Below are 16757 nucleotides of genomic sequence, written 5' to 3' on the forward strand. Positions count from 1 at the left end.
TTATGCAGCATTCGTTACGTATTTTTTCCGGTTCATCTAACCCTAAGCTTGCAGAGCAGGTATGCGACAAGCTGGGAGTACAACTGGGTAAGATTAAACTGTCCCGGTTCAAGAGCGGAGAAATATACGTTCATTACGAAGAAACGATCCGCAATTGTGATGTGTTTTTGATACAGTCTTTGTCTCATCCGATTAATGAACTGTTTGTCGAATTGCTTGTTATGATTGATGCGGCAAAACGAGCTTCGGCACGCACGGTAAATATTATCGTTCCGTATTACGGCTATGCTCGGCAAGAGCGGAAGTCTGCTCCACGTGAGCCTATCTCGGCTAAGATGGTTGCAGATGTATTAACGACAGCGGGAGCAAGCCGGGTGGTTACGATTGATCTGCATGCGGCTGCCATTCAGGGCTTCTTCAACATTCCGGTGGATCACATGACATCACTCGACTTAATCAGCGAATACCTGCTCAGTAAAGAGATCAAAAATCCGGTTGTAGTTTCTCCTGATGCAGGACGAGCATCCATGGCGGAGAAGCTCGCGAACCGTCTGGATTCACCTTTTGCCATCATGATCAAGAAACGTCCAAGTCATAACGAATCGATTATCACACATGTCATCGGTGATGTTGAGGGACGAACGCCGATCATTATCGAGGATCTGATCGATACAGGTACAACGATTGTGAATGTTGTTGAAGGATTAAAAGAACGTGGTGCAGAGAATGCTTATGTTTGCGCAACTCATGGCTTGTTCTCGGATGGAGCAGTAAGCAAATTAAATCATCCATCGATTACGGAAGTTGTGGTAACAGACTCCATTGCACTGCCGGAGGATCACCCAGATTGTTTTAAAGTTTTACCCGTTGCGCCAATGCTTTCACGAGCGATCCGCATTATTGTTGATGGTGGATCTATGGCTACACTGTTTAAGGATTCCGGTATTTAATTTTAAAATGAGATAAATGTGTACATCACAGCCCAATTTCGTTTCATGGTCCGTGTCTGAGTATCTGCTCAGCACGGTATTTTTGTTTTAACCCCACCGATTCAATTCCGTGCTTTGCTGTTTGGTCGCTTGTGATATAATAACTATAAATATTAAGAAATGATAGCGTTTTATTATAGATGAATCTGGAATGGTTTTGTTACGGATACTAAACAGTAGAACCACGGCTGAGGACATTGGCATCGTGGAGTGAGGAGTGGGGTCTATTGTCGCGCACGTGGTATTATCGATTGCTCTTTTCGTATTTCCCTATATTTTTCTTTACGATGACGATAATTATCTTTATTGCTTTTGTATTCATTAATGATATTTCCAGAGAGGAAACTAGGAAAGCTGACCGGATATCCACCAGTTATCTGGCCACCACGCTGGATCATACAATCCGGGACATTGAACTGGCTGTGACAGAGAAAGTGCAATACGAACCGGCATACAGGCTTTATTTCAACGGTAACAATCCTAATAACTCGGATACAGTGTATACGATTGCACAAAGTTTACGTGAGATGATCAATTCTTCTTCATGGATTCAATCCATATATCTGTATGACAAGCAACATGAGCGCGTTATAACGCTAAGTGGTTCAAGAGACGTGGGGAATTTCTCAGACAAGGCATGGATTGATCACATTCTAAGTGGTGCAACGGGTCAAGGCTGGCAGCCTGTTCGAGAGATGGAACCAGAAGAGTATCAGAGGACACCTGTACAAGTGTTGACCGTAAATAAAGAAATGCCTTTACCTTTTGGCTCAGAAGGTGTATTGGTCATCAATATCAAGATGAGCAGTATCAAGCAGAGTGTCGATAGCATGGTCAATGGAAAACTCTCTTTCCTGACGATAAGTGATCAGGAGGGCAGGGTCGTCTATGATGCTCATTCGGATAATGAGAGTGCTATCGAGGGTACAAAATTAAATGAGCTATCATTGGAAAGATTGGGATGGACTCTTAGCAGCGGCATTAAAGCTGGCAATTTGTTTGGCTGGGTGTCGGTTGTTTCATATGTGTGGCTGTTCATTGCTATATTGACGGTGATCTGCGCAATTATCTACATCGTGTATGTGACCCGGCGTAACTATAAGCCAATTCAGATCATCATGAACCGGATTGAATCGCAACAGATCAAAGCATTTGAACAATCCGGTGCTCGTATGGATGAGATGAAGATGATTGATGGTGTGCTTGAGAACTTGATTAACCATATGATGGATTATGATAAAAAGAGCCGTGAGAATGTACTTATGCAACGTAGTAAGTTGTTTAGTGCTTTACTACAAGGTGAGCATGTGGACAATGCGGCTGGCCAGCTGTATGAGGTGTCTCCATTTGATGGAGCCCATGCGGCTTCTCGCTTTATCGTGGTTGTTGGGGATATCAACCGATATGAGAAGGGGTTTCAGGAAAAGTTCACCAGAGGAGAGCAAAATACACTGAAGTTTGCCCTGATGAATGTATTACAGGAGTTATCTAGGGATACAGAAGTGCAGTGTTGGACGGAATGGATCAGTGCTGATCGGATTGCTATTCTTTTCTTTTCGAAGGAAGACGGGCAACAAGGTCAGGAACTGTCTAAGCAGATTCGAGTGGTTGCCGAGGAATGTAAGTCCTGGGTAGAGCAGAACCTTCGTATATCCCTCAGCTTCGGCATCGGTCCTGTTGCTGAGGGAATTGAAGCAATACATCAATCGTTTACAGCCGCTGAAGCAGTAATGCAACGGAAGTTGCTGATGAATGGTGATGTGGGTGAAGCAGAGATCAGCGAGCTACAACATCCTTTGCTGGAGACATATACGTATTTGCAAATGATAGCTGACTTTGTCAAACGGTTCAGAATGTCGAGTGGACAGTGGAGAGAGCAATTAGAGGATATCTTTAAGGAATTTGAGCGAAACAAATTACCGGATGATGAGATCCGTTCCTTAATTGAGGCTATGCTGCAGATGCTTAGCCGGGAAGTCTCCATGATGTCGGAAGGATTGCAGAAAGAACTATCGGAAGAGAACATTAACAATTGGCTACATGCGATGGAAGAAGCAGAGTCGTTAGAGGATGTTAAGGTGCTCTTGTTTGATAGTCTTACCGATCTATTCCGGACTTACGTTGCTGTAACGGAAACAAAGAGTTATAAAGCTATGGTTAATGAAATGAAAAATTATATCGAGGAGCAGTTCACCAATCCGGACCTATCGCTGAAACATCTGAGTGACCGTTTCCAGATCTCGGGCAAACATGCAAGCTACCTGTTTAAGACGGAATTCAACATGAAGTTTGTGGACTTTGTGACTGAGCTTCGGATGAAAGAAACGGAGAAGCTGCTGCTTAATACCGATCATTCTTTACAGGACATAGCCTTGAAGGTAGGATATGCAAATGGTATTACACTTGGGCGCGTATTCAAACGAGTCACAGGCATTACACCTGGAGATTACCGCCGGATGAAAAAGGATCAAAAAGCGACAGATGAATAATGAGATATCTGCTCATGTTCCAAAATAAACAAGTAAAATTGTGTCATGTTTCCATACATGCTCAACGGAATATTGAATTGAATCAGGGTGAATCGATAATGTGAATCTCCATAATTTAGGGAGATATCATCAATTGCGATTCGCCCTTTTTATTTAGTTTTAACATCATAAAATGAAAGCGCTTGAAAGACGATGAAATAAACATGTATGTTTCATGGTAATGTCAGAAGATGTGTCATCAATGCTTCCTGATGTAACATACGAATTTAGTCAGTGCGAGAAAATGGTTTGTTCCCATCGTGTTTGGATAGGGGGAGTTAGTGCCTCTAAACCCTTCTCCCATGCGGTTTTATGGAATTTTGGCAGTCTGCGAAAATAAGCTACCATGCAAACCATAACTCGTTTGTAGACCCACCCGAATTTAGTATGTTGTCAGAGCACACAATAGTATGGAATACTCAGGGCAAGCTTTAAAACATTCACGTAAAGCCAAAGGGGATGAACAGAATGACAAGAAAAGGGAGTCTTAAAAAGTTGATGGGTTTGGCGCTTACAGCAGTAATGGGCGTCTCACTACTTGCGGGGTGCGGATCATCAGACAACAAATCAGCAGAAGGCGGAGCAGCTGGTGATGGAAAGCGTGTCACATTAAAGGTGGAGCTTTTCGACCGTGGTAACACCCCATCGCCTTACACAATCACGAACAGCTATCTCACAAAGATGATTCAAGAGAAGTTCGGTGATCCTAACAACATTGATGTACAATTTGTTCCTGTTCAACGTTCCGAAGAAGTGACGAAGCTGAATGTCCTGATGGCTAGTGCCTCAGATGTTCCAGATGTTGTCTTTGTTTACGACTCCACTGTGTTTTACCGTTATGCACAACAGGGAGGTCTGACAGATGTAGGTGATCTGGTGAACCAGTATGGACCTAATCTGAAGAAATTCCTGGGTGAAGATACTTTAAAGTTTGGACAATTGGAAGGAAAGCAATTTGCTATTCCGGGTAAACGCGCCATTACTGGCCGTTACAGTTCTTATATTCGTCAAGATTGGTTAGATAAGCTGGGAATGCCAGCACCTAAGACAACCGATGAGTTGTATACAACACTGAAAGCATTCAAGGAAAAAGATCCAGCGAAACTGGGAAGCAAAAACATTCCTATGGGCTTTGCGCTTGCACCGGCTCAGTATGAGACATTGATCTACTCCTTTATCAAACCTGTAAGTGGCGACAAAACATATGGTCAACGTTATGAATTGCCGCTCCATGAAGGATTCAAAGAGTCCATGCAATTCCTGAACAAACTTTACAATGAAGGTTTGATCAGTAAAGATTTCAGTTTGGATAAAGACAAAACGCAACTGAATAAAGATATTCAAAATGGTAATGTAGGTTTCTGGTCTGAAGATGCTGATGCTATGTTCGGTAAAGAGGCTACTATGGATCTCATGCGTAAAAATGTAAGCGACGGCAAAGTTCTGCCACTAGATGCTTATACTAACCCGAACGCAGATAACAAACACATCAAATCACGTTACGGTTCAAATGGTTTGTTCATTATGATTCCGAAAAGCAGTGAGCGTGCAGTGGAAGCAGTTAAATACCTGGATTGGATGGCGTCTGACAACAACCTGATGGATATCATCAGTGGTGTGAAAGGCGAGAACTATGATCTGGTAGACGGTATTCCGGTTGCAAAAGAAGATGTAGCCCAAGAAGCAGCAGATCGTTTCTACAACGCAAATGATTTTGCGATCATCTCCAACGGTAAAAACATCGGAGATCAAGCTACAAACGAAAAAGCATGGATTCTGGGTTACCCTAAAAATAACCAGGAGCTGTTGAAGCAATCTCTTGAGATTGCAAACACAGATACAGTAGGACCGATCATCTTCGATAAACCGATTGCTGCCGAGATGAAATATGGCACTACACTTAATGACAAGCTTGATGTCATTATCGTAAAATCCGCTATGGCAAAACCAGCTGATTTCGAATCTGTATTTGAAAAAGAAATGGCTGATTATATGTCCTTGGGCGGTAACGATTTGAAGAAAGAGCTGGAAGAAGCTTTGCAGGGTATGGGTGGAAAGTAAGCCTTAGTAAGCATGGAGAATATTAAAAAAGAAACCATACAACTGTTTCGAATTAGAAAGGAACGTGTGCCGCCGGATCGGCGGCACAAACGTTTCTTATGATAGGAGGAAACCATCTTGAACCTCACATATTTGAAAAGATATTGGCAACTATACGCATTAATTTCTCTGCCTATAATCTACTTTTTAATCTTCCGTTACGGACCGATGTACGGTGTCCAGATCGCTTTTAAAGATTTCAACCTTTTTCAAGGTATCAACGGTAGTGAATGGATCGGTTTCGATGCTTTTCGCGAGGTATTCGCAATGCCCGATTTCTACACTACATTACGCAACACATTTATGCTGAATTTTCTTGATCTGATCGTTTCATTCCCTGCTCCAATTATTCTGGCGATTATGCTCTATGAGGTTAGATTCAAATGGTTTAAGAAAATCTCACAAACCATTCTGTATATTCCTCACTTTATCTCCTGGGTTATCATCGGAGGGATTGTCTACCAATTGTTTGGCAATCAATCCGGTATGGTAAACAATCTACTGCAGAGCATGGGATTTGATTCCATTCCATTTTTGACAGAAAAAAACTCATGGCTTGTTACCTACCTGTTCACAGGTGTGTGGCAAAGCGCTGGGTGGGGAACCATCTTGTATCTGGCTGCATTAACAGGTGTGAACAAGGAATTGTTCGAGGCAGCTGAGATTGATGGTGCAACGCGGCTGAAGAGAATCTGGCATATTACAATACCAAGTATTAAACCAACGATTATTACCTTGCTTATTCTTAACCTTGGAAATATGGTCAGCATCGGTTTTGACCGGCCTTATGTTATTGGTAATACGGCTGTTCGTGAATATTCCGATGTACTTAGTACCTTTGTATACAGAATTGGTCTACAGTCTGGACAATATACACTTGCAACGGTTGTCGGCTTATTCCAGGCGGTTGTCGGACTGGTCTTTGTCCTAGGTTCCAACTATCTGTCGAAGAAAACAACGGGTGAAGGAATTCTCTAATTCCAGAACAATAGTAAGATGTACACCAATTTGACTTGTTGTACGTATAGATCATCAGTAAAGGAGTTGTGCGCAGATGAGTGAACGCACCTCGAATCGGATTTTCGACATTGTCAATGTCACGTTTATTTCATTGTTTGTACTATTCTGTCTTGCTCCGTTTTTACACACGATTGCGATATCACTTAGTTCGAACCGGGCCATAACGTCAGGTGAAGTCACGATTTTCCCGAAAGAGTTCTCCTGGGATGCCTATGGCCAAGTATTTTCGGATAACTCCATGCTGTATTCGCTAGGATTTACAGCGCTTCTTACGGTTGCAACAACGGTACTCTGTCTGTTGTTTACCATTGCTGCAGCGTACCCTTTGACGAAGAAAAAATTAAAGGGCCGTAAGTTGTTTATGTACATCATTATTATTACGATGTTCTTCAGCGGCGGGATTATTCCTGAGTATCTACTGATTCGTGACCTGCATTTGATGAACTCGGTTTGGGCATTAATTTTGCCAGGGTTGGTTAGTCCATTTAACTTGATTATCCTGATCTCTTTCTTCCGCGGAATACCGGATAGCCTGGAAGAGTCTGCCGAAATCGATGGAAGCTCTCATGTGTACACGCTCTTCAAAATCATTTTGCCGCTGTCTATGCCGGTACTTGCTACACTTGGTCTGTTCTACGCGGTCGGACGTTGGAATGGCTTTCAGGATTCCCTGATGTACATCACAGATCCAAAGTTATATCCTTTGCAACTGAAGCTCTTTCAAATGGTACAGAACAATATGATAAGTGACCTCACGTTGCTGGAGGGTGCTAGCCGTACAAGATTAACACCAGAGAGTCTTAAAGCTGCAGCAGTTGTCTTTGCAACAGTACCGATCCTGCTGGTATATCCATGGTTGCAAAAGTATTTTGTTAGTGGCGCAATGCAAGGAGCAATCAAAGGTTAATTCGTAGTCCCCATACACGCAAACATCACAATCGGGGAAGGAGAAGGAATGAATTATGCAGGGAATTGACAAGGGAGAATACTCATTCTCGACATGCTGGAATATCAGGAGACACCCTGTAGGCGAGGACATGATTCGGGAAATTGCAGGGCTCGGCTTTCGCCGGGTGGAGCTTAACTATAACGTAACGAAGGAAATGCTCACTACAATTGAGCCGATGATTGAGCGCGGAGAGATTGGGGTGTCCAGTGTACACAACACATTCCCCCATGATCCCGATCCTGATTACGGAACCGATTCTGTGCTGCTCGGCTTTGAAGATGAAGTCAAGCGTAAGCGGGCCATTGATCTGCTGGTTGGATCGGCTGAATATGCACATCGTTATGGAGGGGAAGCGGTCGTTGTACACCCAGGCGAGGTACCTTTCCCACATGATGTCAGCAAGGATCTGGAAAAGCTGTATCGCGAAGAAGGAACGGACTCTCCACATTATCAGAGTAAATGGGCAGAGTTCATGGAGCGGCGCGAGGCCCTGAGTGCAGGGTATATTGATAAAATTATCGTCAGTCTGGATGAAGTTTGTAACCGGGCGGTGTCCAAAGGACTGAATGTCCGTTTCGGGATCGAAACACGATCGAGACCGCAACAGATTCCTACGCTTGCTGAAGCGAAAACGATCATCCAGGCGCTCAAGGGAGCCCCGGTCGGGATTTGGTACGATACAGGTCATGCGATCATGATGGATCGATTGGGACTGTACGATAGTGTAGGTGAGATGCAGGGGCTCATGGATGATATCGTTGGTGTTCATATCCATGAAACACTGGGATTATCGGATCACTGGTGTCCATACGTGCACAGTAAGGATATGCACTTCTATGATGCATATCTGCCTATGATCCGTAAAGCACAGGTGAAGGTATATGAACTGAAGTCAGCCTGTGAACCGGAAGCGATTCACGAAAGTCATGATCTGCTGATGCAGAAACTTGCGAGATTAGAAGTATAGTTAGACAAAGCGATAAGATCGGTTGGCTTGGGCTGTTAGAGCGCACAGCCTGCTGATCTTATCTTTTGATAGGGCTTTATTTGTATGAGTTGATGTTAATGGATGGATGGGATGGAGGGGTAATGTAGATGTATAGACAAATGGTAGAAAGCAATGACAGAGCTACTGAGCGAGGCATAGAGCGGCAGGTGCTTGATTCGGAAAGCCGTTACTATGGTGGAACAATTGATCCTTTTTCGGGTGTGGCTTGGGTTAACCATACGACGGGAACGCCAACAGATATGTGTTTCTGGGGGGCAGCCCTTTCTAATCCAGACTCAACGTATTATCGTGACGAGACTCTGTTAGAGAGACTTCGGCTAGCGAGTGAGTTTGTGTTGCGTCATCAGCACAGTGATGGATCGATATCACCTGGCTGGACAAACTATCACTCCCCGCCAGACACTGCTTTTGTTGTTGTAGGATATTCGCAGTTATATCAACTTTTGAACCAACAGGATTGGGCGCTACTGAAGCCTGTATTGGATAATATGCGATTGTTTCTGGAACGGACGATTCCAGTCATGTTAACGGGAGGCTGTCATACACCAAATCATCGCTGGGTGTTGTGTGCCGCACTTGGTTTTCTGCATGAGATCTTTGGTATAGAGGAAGCGGTGAAACGTGCGGAGCAATGGCTAGCGGAAGGGGTTGATATTACTCCTGACGGGGAGTGGACGGAGCGCAGCAACGGAATTTACAATGCGGTGAGTGATATTATGCTGATTCATGCTGCACGGTTATTGAACCGTCCTGAACTGCTGGAACCAGTTCGTTTGAACCTTCGGATGATGGTATATCTCGTACACCCTACAGGTGAGATTGTGACTGATTATTCAGGTCGACAGGATCTGGGCAGTAAGCATGGCTTGTCTTCGTATTATTTGCCCTATGCGATCATGGCCAAACTGGATCAAGATCCGATTTTTGCAGGTATGGCTGCTTGGGCAGTTAGTGATTTGACAGATCCAGGTGTGTGTTCCGTGAATGCTCTTGTGAAGTTAATGTTGGAACCGGAACTCATAGAGATCGACGGGGTAAAAGACACATTACCCGAGAAGTATGACATCATACTTAATGAACATTTTGTTAGAGGGGGTTATTTGGAGAGGATCGATTTGGTAGGCCACCATCAACGAATCTCGCACAGTCGGATGCATACGGATTTTGGTGCTCCTGTTGCCCGAATCCGTGACGGAGAAACCAGCGTGACGGTTATGACGGAAGTAGCTCCATTTTTTGCACTTCGTCATGGCGAGGTGCGTCTGCTCGCTGTTCAGTTAGCGTCTTACTTTAACCCCGGGTATGTACCGATGCAAAATATGACTCGTCTCCCTCAGGGATATCGATTGACTGGGGAACAGAAGAAAGGTTATTACGGTCCTGTTCCTTCGGCTGATTTACCAGCTACAGCTTCTTCATCAATCAGCCCGTGGTATTTGCTTCCGCATCAGACTCGTACACTTACACATGAGCAGACATTCCGTGTTGGTGCCGAGGTACTGCAGACAGACTGCGGCTGGACGATGCATCTGACTGGTGAGGAACCACAGGACATCATGATGCAATTATCCTTTGTATTTGGAAGTGAAGGAGAACTTAGCTGTGAGGATGGCATAGAAACCAGTGATGGTAGTATTCTGTGGAAAGGCGGCAAGCTTCGTTATAGTTGCGCAGAAGATTGGCTTGAGATTGATGGAGGCGAGATGGGACATCTGGCGGCAACGGTGCGTGAAGCCAAAATGCCTGAGAATTGCAAAATTGTACTGGTTAATTTCATGACGCCCTTCGATAAAACGCTGAATATAACCCTTTCTCCGTCACTAGTATGATGAGAAATCTCAGTAAACTTCTTGGCTAAAGTATTTATAGAATTAAGTAATCAGCGTGTACCGATATTCATCCGGTGCACGCTGTTTATGTTTTCTTGAATCTTTTTGTGGTAATAAATGGGATTATATGTTATGAATTTAGTTGTTCTGACGCAGTTTCAATTGCCTCCTTCATTAATGGATGGTCTTTGCTGTTACTCCAGTAAATAAGGAGAATATTTTCTTTTTCGTATAAGAAAGGTAACGTTGTTGGATTGGTATTTTCTGTAATTTCGTTAAATTCTTTAGCTCCTTTTAAACGATCCTTTTCTGAATTGAAGATATAGAAATGGATAAATTCTTCGGTATTATTGTTTTCTTCTGAGCCTGGCAACTTAACGGAGTACACTTCCGGTATAACATCATTTAATTTCATGGGATATCCGGTTATGCCATAAGGCTCTAATTCTAAATTTTGCGATTTAAGTGCATTGAGCACATCATCCAAATTTAACTTGTTTTCATTTTCTCTGGAACACCCGACTAAGGCAACGAAGCACATAATAATCATGATTAAGAGCAACTTTGTCTTTGTAATATTCATATGAATTCCCTCTCCTTGGATAATATATACTTATTTTACCACAAACAGTTCATACCATCCAGATTCCCTTAGATGGAGAGTGTTATTTGAGGTGTGAAATTCAATTATTTATGAAACTCCTTACCGATGGTATTTCACTCATAATCGGGATGAAATGCCATCTGAATTATTTGTATTTTTTTCATAAACGACATGAAACTACATATAGCGAAGAGCGCCTAAAGATGTGGTATACTGAAGAGTATGAATGAAAACAAAGAGGAGGTGCCTTGCGAGATGAAGGGCAAGCTAGTGCGGACCGAGGGTCACCTTGCCAATATTATACCGATTCACTTGGATGCTTCTTTCTTTTTTGAAAGAGCTGTCCGCTCGCTGGACCGTAATCATGTCGACAAGGCATTGAAATATTTTCGCAAAGCTGTTGAGTACGAGCCGGAAAATCCGGTGAATCATTGTAATATGGCGGGTATATTATCAGAAAAGGGAGACTATAAAGCTTCCAATGCCATTCTGGCTCATGTGCTGGATGTGGTTGACCCGTCGATGACGGAATGTTATTTCTATATGGCAAACAATTATGCCAACATGGATCAATTTGAGGAAGCCGAGCGGGCGTTGGTCACCTATTTAGAGGAAGACACGCAGGGGCAGTTCATGACGGAAGCAGAAGAGATGATGGAGCTTTTGTATTATGAGCTGGATCGCCCAGCCAAATTAAATCGAATCAAGTCACGCCAGGGGGTTGTGGAGCACGATCAGGCACGTGAGTTGCTGGAAGAAGGGAAGTTTGCCCAAGCTGCAGAACTGCTCGAAGGCATGTCGCCCGATTATCCGGATTATCTTGCTGCCCGTAACAATCTTGCTCTCGCCTATTATTATATGGGACTGTTCTCCAAAGCGAAAGAGACTATTGCTGATGTGCTGGAACAAGAACCGGGCAATCTGCACGCACTATGCAATCTGGCGATCTTTTATCAAAATGAGAATCGGACAGACCAAGTGCTGTTGTTGATTAAAAAACTGCGCGCGATCGTGCCATTCCAGCACGAACAGGTATACAAGCTCGCTACAACAATGGGGATTCTGGGCCAGCATGACGCGGCCTATATTCATTTCCGCCGTTTACTCAAGGGTGAAGAGACCGCTACTGATCCGGCACTGGCGCATTACGCAGCAGTAGCAGCTTTCAACACAGAACGGTATGACATCGCAAAGCGGCTGTGGCATCACGTGAACAAGCTTGACCCAGGTTCTGAGGTGGCTCGTTATTATTTGGACGGCCTTGAAGCGGTAATTCAAGGTGTGCAGGAGCCGAGTAAGTTAAGCTATCACTACCATCTTCCCTTTGACGAGCAGTTCAAGCAATGGGAGGATTACGGTAATGGCATTCCGGAAGAGATGAAAAATGATCCACTGATTCGCTCATCGTTCTTCTGGGCTTTACGTCATGGAGATCAGGCAACCAAGCTGCAGGTTATTCATGCGCTTGGCATTATTGGGGATTATGAGGTGCAACAGGCCTTGCAATTGTTCATTGATGAACCTGGTGAAGAGCCTGCCCTGGTCAAGGCGGCGCAAGCCGTTTTACATGATCTGCAAAGGGTTGAACATCCTGAATTGAACGCTGAAGTTTCTCAACCACTTACCCCGAAGGCGGAGGCGTTAAAGACCGTACCTAAGGTGAGTAAGAAGGAAATTACAGGGATTCGACTCGGAAAAGAGACGTCCCCCCATTGGCAGGCTGTTGTTGATCGTGCGCTTCAGATGTCAGAGGCGAGAGCCGAATTACAGCAAGAGATGGAGCGGATCTGGACAGATTATGTTTCCAGGGTTCGACCGGATCTATCTGGTTCCAAACAGATCGAAGGATGGGCTGCAGGACTGGAGTATCTGGCTTCCAAAAACCGTAGCCGGCCCGTTACGTATCAGAGTATCGCTGAACGTTACGGTATATCCGCATCTACTGTCAGCAAATATGCGAGGCAGCTCAATCAGATCTGTAGTGTAACTCCGCCTAACGGATAGAATTCAGAGATATAGGCTCTGTAGAACGTGGCAATTCAAGCTTGAAGCAAGGTTGTCCCTGAGAGAAGGATACATTAACCGGGAAAACGGGTAAACTTAACGAATAGGTCTAAAAATGCCTGTAGATATCATCTTGGCAAGTTATTCGCGACCATTACACATCTTAACCTGATGAAGGAGGCTGTATCTATATGTCTAAATACAGAACGATTGTGATCGGAACCGGACCTGCGGGTCTGACAGCAGCGATATACCTGGCTCGTGCGAATCTGAAACCGCTGGTGATTGAAGGTCTTCAGCCAGGTGGGCAATTGACAACGACTACAGACGTCGAGAACTTCCCGGGTTTCCCGCAAGGTATTATGGGGCCTGAGTTGATGGACAACATGCGTAAGCAAGCAGAACGTTTTGGGGCTGAATTCAAGAATGGCTGGGTGGAAGAGGTTGACTTAAGTAAGCAACCTTTTAAAGTAAGTGTGGGGGGCATTGGTGAATTGGAGGCAGACTCCATCATTATCTCCACAGGTGCTTCGGCTCGTTATCTCGGTATTCCGGGTGAGCAGGAAAACGTAGGGCGGGGAGTAAGTACTTGTGCAACATGTGACGGATTTTTCTTCCGCGGCAAAAAGATCGTTGTGGTGGGTGGTGGCGACTCCGCTATGGAAGAAGCAAGCTTTTTGACTCGCTTTGCTACAGATGTTACGTTGGTTCACCGCCGGGATGAACTGCGCGCATCCAAGATTATGCAGGATCGGGCCCGCAGCAACGAGAAGGTGAAATGGGCTTTGAACCGTACACCTCTTGAGGTTGTGCCTGAAGCAATGGGTGTCAAAGGGCTGAAGGTCCGCAACAATGAAACAGGCCAGGAAGAGTTGCTCGAAGCAGATGGTGTATTCGTTGCCATCGGGCACACGCCGAATACTGGATTTCTTGGCAATGCCATTGCACTGGATGAGCATGGGTATGTTGTGGTGAAGCCAGGAACAACAGAAACCAACATTCCAGGTGTATTTGCATGTGGTGATGTTCAGGATACGAAATATCGTCAAGCCATTACAGCTGCAGGATCAGGTTGTATGGCAGCGATGGATTGTGAAAAGTTCCTGGAGGGAAGTATCGTGCACGATTGGAGCGAAACGCTGGATAAGTAATACGCATGACAGCCCTATGGCTTGGAATAAACTAGCATAAGAGACAACGGGAAGTCTCATGAACTGAGAGAAGCCGGAGGGCTTCTCTTTTTTTGAAACGATGATGGGCATGATTTCGTATACATAAGGGGTATATTAGCTGTGAGGTGAAGAAGTTGGGGGAAATGATAAAAGATTGGCTTCAGAATGCAACGGTTAGACGTTTTTTGATCCTGCTGTTGTTCTGTTTAATTTTGTTCAGTATGGGGAGTATGCTTCATATGATTCTGCTGTTGTTCCTGGTGACATATGTCATGAACAGGCTACAGCATCTCATTACAAAAGGTTTGAATCGCTTTTTTCCAATCGACTATAAAGTCGTGGTCATTCTGCTGTATATGATTGTGATAGCCGGAATTGTACTTGGTATATCCAGATATTCACCACGGATTGTGGATCAGGTTGTGCAGTTAACCAACGAGATTATGAAATTTCTCGACACGGCTGATGGTGATAATTTTGCCTCCAAGATCGCAGGTTATCTGCAGTCCTTCGACATTAAAAATTATACCAACGAAGCGCTGAAATACATTTTTGCATTTAGTAAATGGCTGGAATTCATCTTGCTGGTTATTATTTTGAGTTTGTTCTTCCTGTTGCAGAAAAAAGAAATATATAAGTTCACGTCCAAGTTCAAAACAAGCAAAATCGGTTGGTTCTATAATGAAGTGGCATACCTGGGCGACAAATTTGTATCTTCTTTTGGTAAAGTCATTGAAGCGCAGCTGCTAATTGCCGTATTTAATACGGTGTTGACGATGCTCGGATTGTGGATCTTAGGTTACCCTTACCTATTCGCGTTAACAATTATGGTCTTCCTGCTCAGTCTGGTGCCTGTTGCAGGGGTTATGATCTCCCTTGTGCCGCTCTGTCTGATCGGGTATCAAATGGGCGGATTGCAGATGGCCATCATCGTGATCGTTATGATCATCATTATTCATGCGCTGGAAACATACTTCCTGAATCCGAAGCTCATGGCGCACAAGACCAAGTTACCGATGTTTTACACCTTTATCGTGCTGATTCTGTCGCAACATTTCCTCGGCATCTGGGGCTTGATTATTGGTATTCCAATCTTTGTCTTCATGCTGGACATTCTGGATGTAAACAAGATGGAGAAGACTGAGGAGCCTGTGCGAGTAGAGACGAAGTTGTAATTGATTCTTGAGAGTTCGCCGAATGGTTGGTAAAAAGAATAAACGCCTCCAGTGCTTCGCTGGAAGGCGTTTTTTTGTTATACCCGCACCTGAGGTGAGGGGTATCATGGGTAATTTAGTTAACAATGTCATGGTGATCAGATGACCATTGTCATTTTGTATGAATGGAACGAGGGGTAATGAAATATCATGAGTTGAGGCTCCCCTTTCTATCAGGGGAGGAGGGAGCATGGCGTTTTAATAGATTAAAATGAGGTTGTATACGCATTCAAAAATGGTGTGTGATGTAGTTCACAACCCTGCCAAAGCATGTTGCGCGTGAGGTCTTCTCGTCTTGACCCCGGCGTATCCTTCAATTATAGTTGGTACGTAGGACTTAAACTATTTTAGATAGATAAAGGTGGCTTGCAGCATGTCTGAGAAAATCTACGTTGGGGTCGATCTCGGCGGAACAGCAATCAAGGTCGGTATATGTGATGATCAAGGTCAGCTTATGCATACGTATGAAGGACCGACTGAAGTGGACCAGGGCGTTGACACGGTTATCGCCAACATCGAGAAGTATGTCCGTCATATCGTAGCCGAATCGCCATACAGCTGGGAACAGCTTGAGGGTGTCGGAGCAGGAGTTGCCGGTTTCACGAATGTACGCGAGGGGATTATTGTTCATGCTCCTAACATCGGATTTCGGAATGTAGCCATTCGTTCGGTTCTGGAAGAGCGTCTGGGCAAGCCTGTCAAAATAGATAATGATGCGAACGTTGCTGCTCTGGGTGAAGCTTGGGCTGGGGCCGGCAAGGGTGTAGACAATTGTGTATGCTTCACACTCGGTACAGGCGTTGGCGGCGGTCTCATCATGAACGGTAAAATCTATCAGGGGTTTTCCGGCATGGCAGGGGAACTGGGCCACATCAGTGTTGTGCCTGATCTGGAAGCAATCAAGTGTGGCTGTGGTAAAATGGGATGTGTAGAGACGGTATCATCCGCAACAGGTATCATTCGCATGGCGAAGGATGCTGTAGAGCGTGGTGATCATACGTCCCTTGCTTTGGTAGACAAAATCGCTGCCAAGGAAGTATTTGATGCGGCCAAAGCAGGCGATGAAGTGGCTCTGCGGATTGTAAACCGTGCGGCTTATTATTTGGGCAAATCCATGGCAACCGTAGCCGCTGTACTGAACCCGGAATTATTCATTGTTGGCGGTGGGGTATCCAAGGCAGGCGACTTCTTGTTTGATGAGATTCGAACTGTGTTTGCTCAATTGACTCCAGAGCCGTTGCAACAAGGTGTTCAGATTTTGGAAGCTACACTGGGTAATGATGCAGGAATCGTAGGCGCGGCAGGTCTCCTCTTACGTTCGTAGTACCTTTGTAACACG

Annotated in this window: 12 protein-coding genes; 11 read left to right on the plus strand and 1 reads right to left on the minus strand. The window is 44.6% G+C overall.

From position 1 onward, the window contains the following. The first annotated feature begins 2 nt into the window (after window positions 1-2). The 7 genes from BLQ13_RS27025 to BLQ13_RS27055 all read left to right on the plus strand — a co-directional run bounded on the left by BLQ13_RS27025 (window position 3) and on the right by BLQ13_RS27055 (window position 10424). Window positions 3-950, plus strand: coding sequence for a ribose-phosphate diphosphokinase (locus BLQ13_RS27025; RefSeq protein WP_090924777.1), 948 nt, complete (start codon window positions 3-5; stop codon window positions 948-950). 266 nt (window positions 951-1216) lie between these two features. Continuing rightward, window positions 1217-3478: a helix-turn-helix domain-containing protein gene (locus BLQ13_RS27030; protein WP_090924778.1), complete on the plus strand. Its 2262-nt coding sequence runs from the start codon at window positions 1217-1219 to the stop codon at window positions 3476-3478. A 498-nt stretch (window positions 3479-3976) separates the two neighbouring features. Next, window positions 3977-5578 (plus strand): extracellular solute-binding protein, encoded by a 1602-nt coding sequence (locus BLQ13_RS27035; RefSeq protein ID WP_090924779.1) that lies wholly within the window; start codon window positions 3977-3979, stop codon window positions 5576-5578. A 117-nt stretch (window positions 5579-5695) separates the two neighbouring features. Beyond that, window positions 5696-6595, plus strand: a complete 900-nt coding sequence (locus BLQ13_RS27040) for an ABC transporter permease (RefSeq protein WP_090924780.1) — start codon at window positions 5696-5698, stop codon at window positions 6593-6595. A 76-nt stretch (window positions 6596-6671) separates the two neighbouring features. Next, on the plus strand, window positions 6672-7544 hold the full coding sequence (locus tag BLQ13_RS27045) for a carbohydrate ABC transporter permease (RefSeq protein WP_090924781.1): 873 nt from the start codon (window positions 6672-6674) through the stop codon (window positions 7542-7544). A gap of 55 nt (window positions 7545-7599) precedes the next feature. Then, complete coding sequence (locus BLQ13_RS27050; protein WP_090924782.1) at window positions 7600-8553, plus strand: sugar phosphate isomerase/epimerase family protein; 954 nt, start codon at window positions 7600-7602, stop codon at window positions 8551-8553. A 128-nt stretch (window positions 8554-8681) separates the two neighbouring features. Continuing rightward, window positions 8682-10424, plus strand: coding sequence for a prenyltransferase/squalene oxidase repeat-containing protein (locus tag BLQ13_RS27055; protein WP_090924783.1), 1743 nt, complete (start codon window positions 8682-8684; stop codon window positions 10422-10424). A gap of 130 nt (window positions 10425-10554) precedes the next feature. Here the strand turns inward: BLQ13_RS27055 and BLQ13_RS27060 are convergent, their stop codons facing one another. Next, window positions 10555-11007, minus strand: coding sequence for a hypothetical protein (locus BLQ13_RS27060; RefSeq protein ID WP_090924784.1), 453 nt, complete (start codon window positions 11005-11007; stop codon window positions 10555-10557). A 276-nt stretch (window positions 11008-11283) separates the two neighbouring features. Here BLQ13_RS27060 and BLQ13_RS27065 point away from each other — a divergent pair, with 276 nt between their 5' ends. From BLQ13_RS27065 to BLQ13_RS27080, 4 genes are all read left to right on the plus strand, one after another. After that, window positions 11284-13032, plus strand: coding sequence for a tetratricopeptide repeat protein (locus BLQ13_RS27065; protein ID WP_090924785.1), 1749 nt, complete (start codon window positions 11284-11286; stop codon window positions 13030-13032). A 191-nt stretch (window positions 13033-13223) separates the two neighbouring features. Then, the gene (trxB, locus tag BLQ13_RS27070) at window positions 13224-14183 is read left to right on the plus strand and encodes a thioredoxin-disulfide reductase (protein ID WP_090924786.1); all 960 of its coding nucleotides are present in this window, start codon (window positions 13224-13226) and stop codon (window positions 14181-14183) included. Window positions 14184-14347: 164 nt separating this feature from the next. Next, window positions 14348-15379 (plus strand): AI-2E family transporter, encoded by a 1032-nt coding sequence (locus BLQ13_RS27075; protein ID WP_090924787.1) that lies wholly within the window; start codon window positions 14348-14350, stop codon window positions 15377-15379. A 412-nt stretch (window positions 15380-15791) separates the two neighbouring features. After that, window positions 15792-16742 (plus strand): ROK family glucokinase, encoded by a 951-nt coding sequence (locus tag BLQ13_RS27080; RefSeq protein WP_090924788.1) that lies wholly within the window; start codon window positions 15792-15794, stop codon window positions 16740-16742. The last annotated feature ends 15 nt before the right edge of the window (window positions 16743-16757 follow it).

The sequence above is a fragment of the Paenibacillus polysaccharolyticus genome (assembly GCF_900102085.1).
GTDB classification, from domain to species: Bacteria; Bacillota; Bacilli; order Paenibacillales; family Paenibacillaceae; genus Paenibacillus; species Paenibacillus polysaccharolyticus.

Bases quoted from the DNA above. Each gene is read 5' to 3' on its own strand.
- BLQ13_RS27080 (WP_090924788.1), top strand. From the start codon at position 15,792: ATGTCTGAGAAAATCTACGTTGGGGTCGATCTCGGCGGAACAGCAATC.
- trxB (WP_090924786.1), top strand. From the start codon at position 13,224: ATGTCTAAATACAGAACGATTGTGATCGGAACCGGACCTGCGGGTCTG.
- BLQ13_RS27075 (WP_090924787.1), top strand. From the start codon at position 14,348: ATGATAAAAGATTGGCTTCAGAATGCAACGGTTAGACGTTTTTTGATC.
- BLQ13_RS27060 (WP_090924784.1), bottom strand. From the start codon at position 11,007: ATGAATATTACAAAGACAAAGTTGCTCTTAATCATGATTATTATGTGC.
- BLQ13_RS27045 (WP_090924781.1), top strand. From the start codon at position 6,672: ATGAGTGAACGCACCTCGAATCGGATTTTCGACATTGTCAATGTCACG.
- BLQ13_RS27055 (WP_090924783.1), top strand. From the start codon at position 8,682: ATGTATAGACAAATGGTAGAAAGCAATGACAGAGCTACTGAGCGAGGC.
- BLQ13_RS27025 (WP_090924777.1), top strand. From the start codon at position 3: ATGCAGCATTCGTTACGTATTTTTTCCGGTTCATCTAACCCTAAGCTT.
- BLQ13_RS27065 (WP_090924785.1), top strand. From the start codon at position 11,284: ATGAAGGGCAAGCTAGTGCGGACCGAGGGTCACCTTGCCAATATTATA.
- BLQ13_RS27035 (WP_090924779.1), top strand. From the start codon at position 3,977: ATGAACAGAATGACAAGAAAAGGGAGTCTTAAAAAGTTGATGGGTTTG.
- BLQ13_RS27050 (WP_090924782.1), top strand. From the start codon at position 7,600: ATGCAGGGAATTGACAAGGGAGAATACTCATTCTCGACATGCTGGAAT.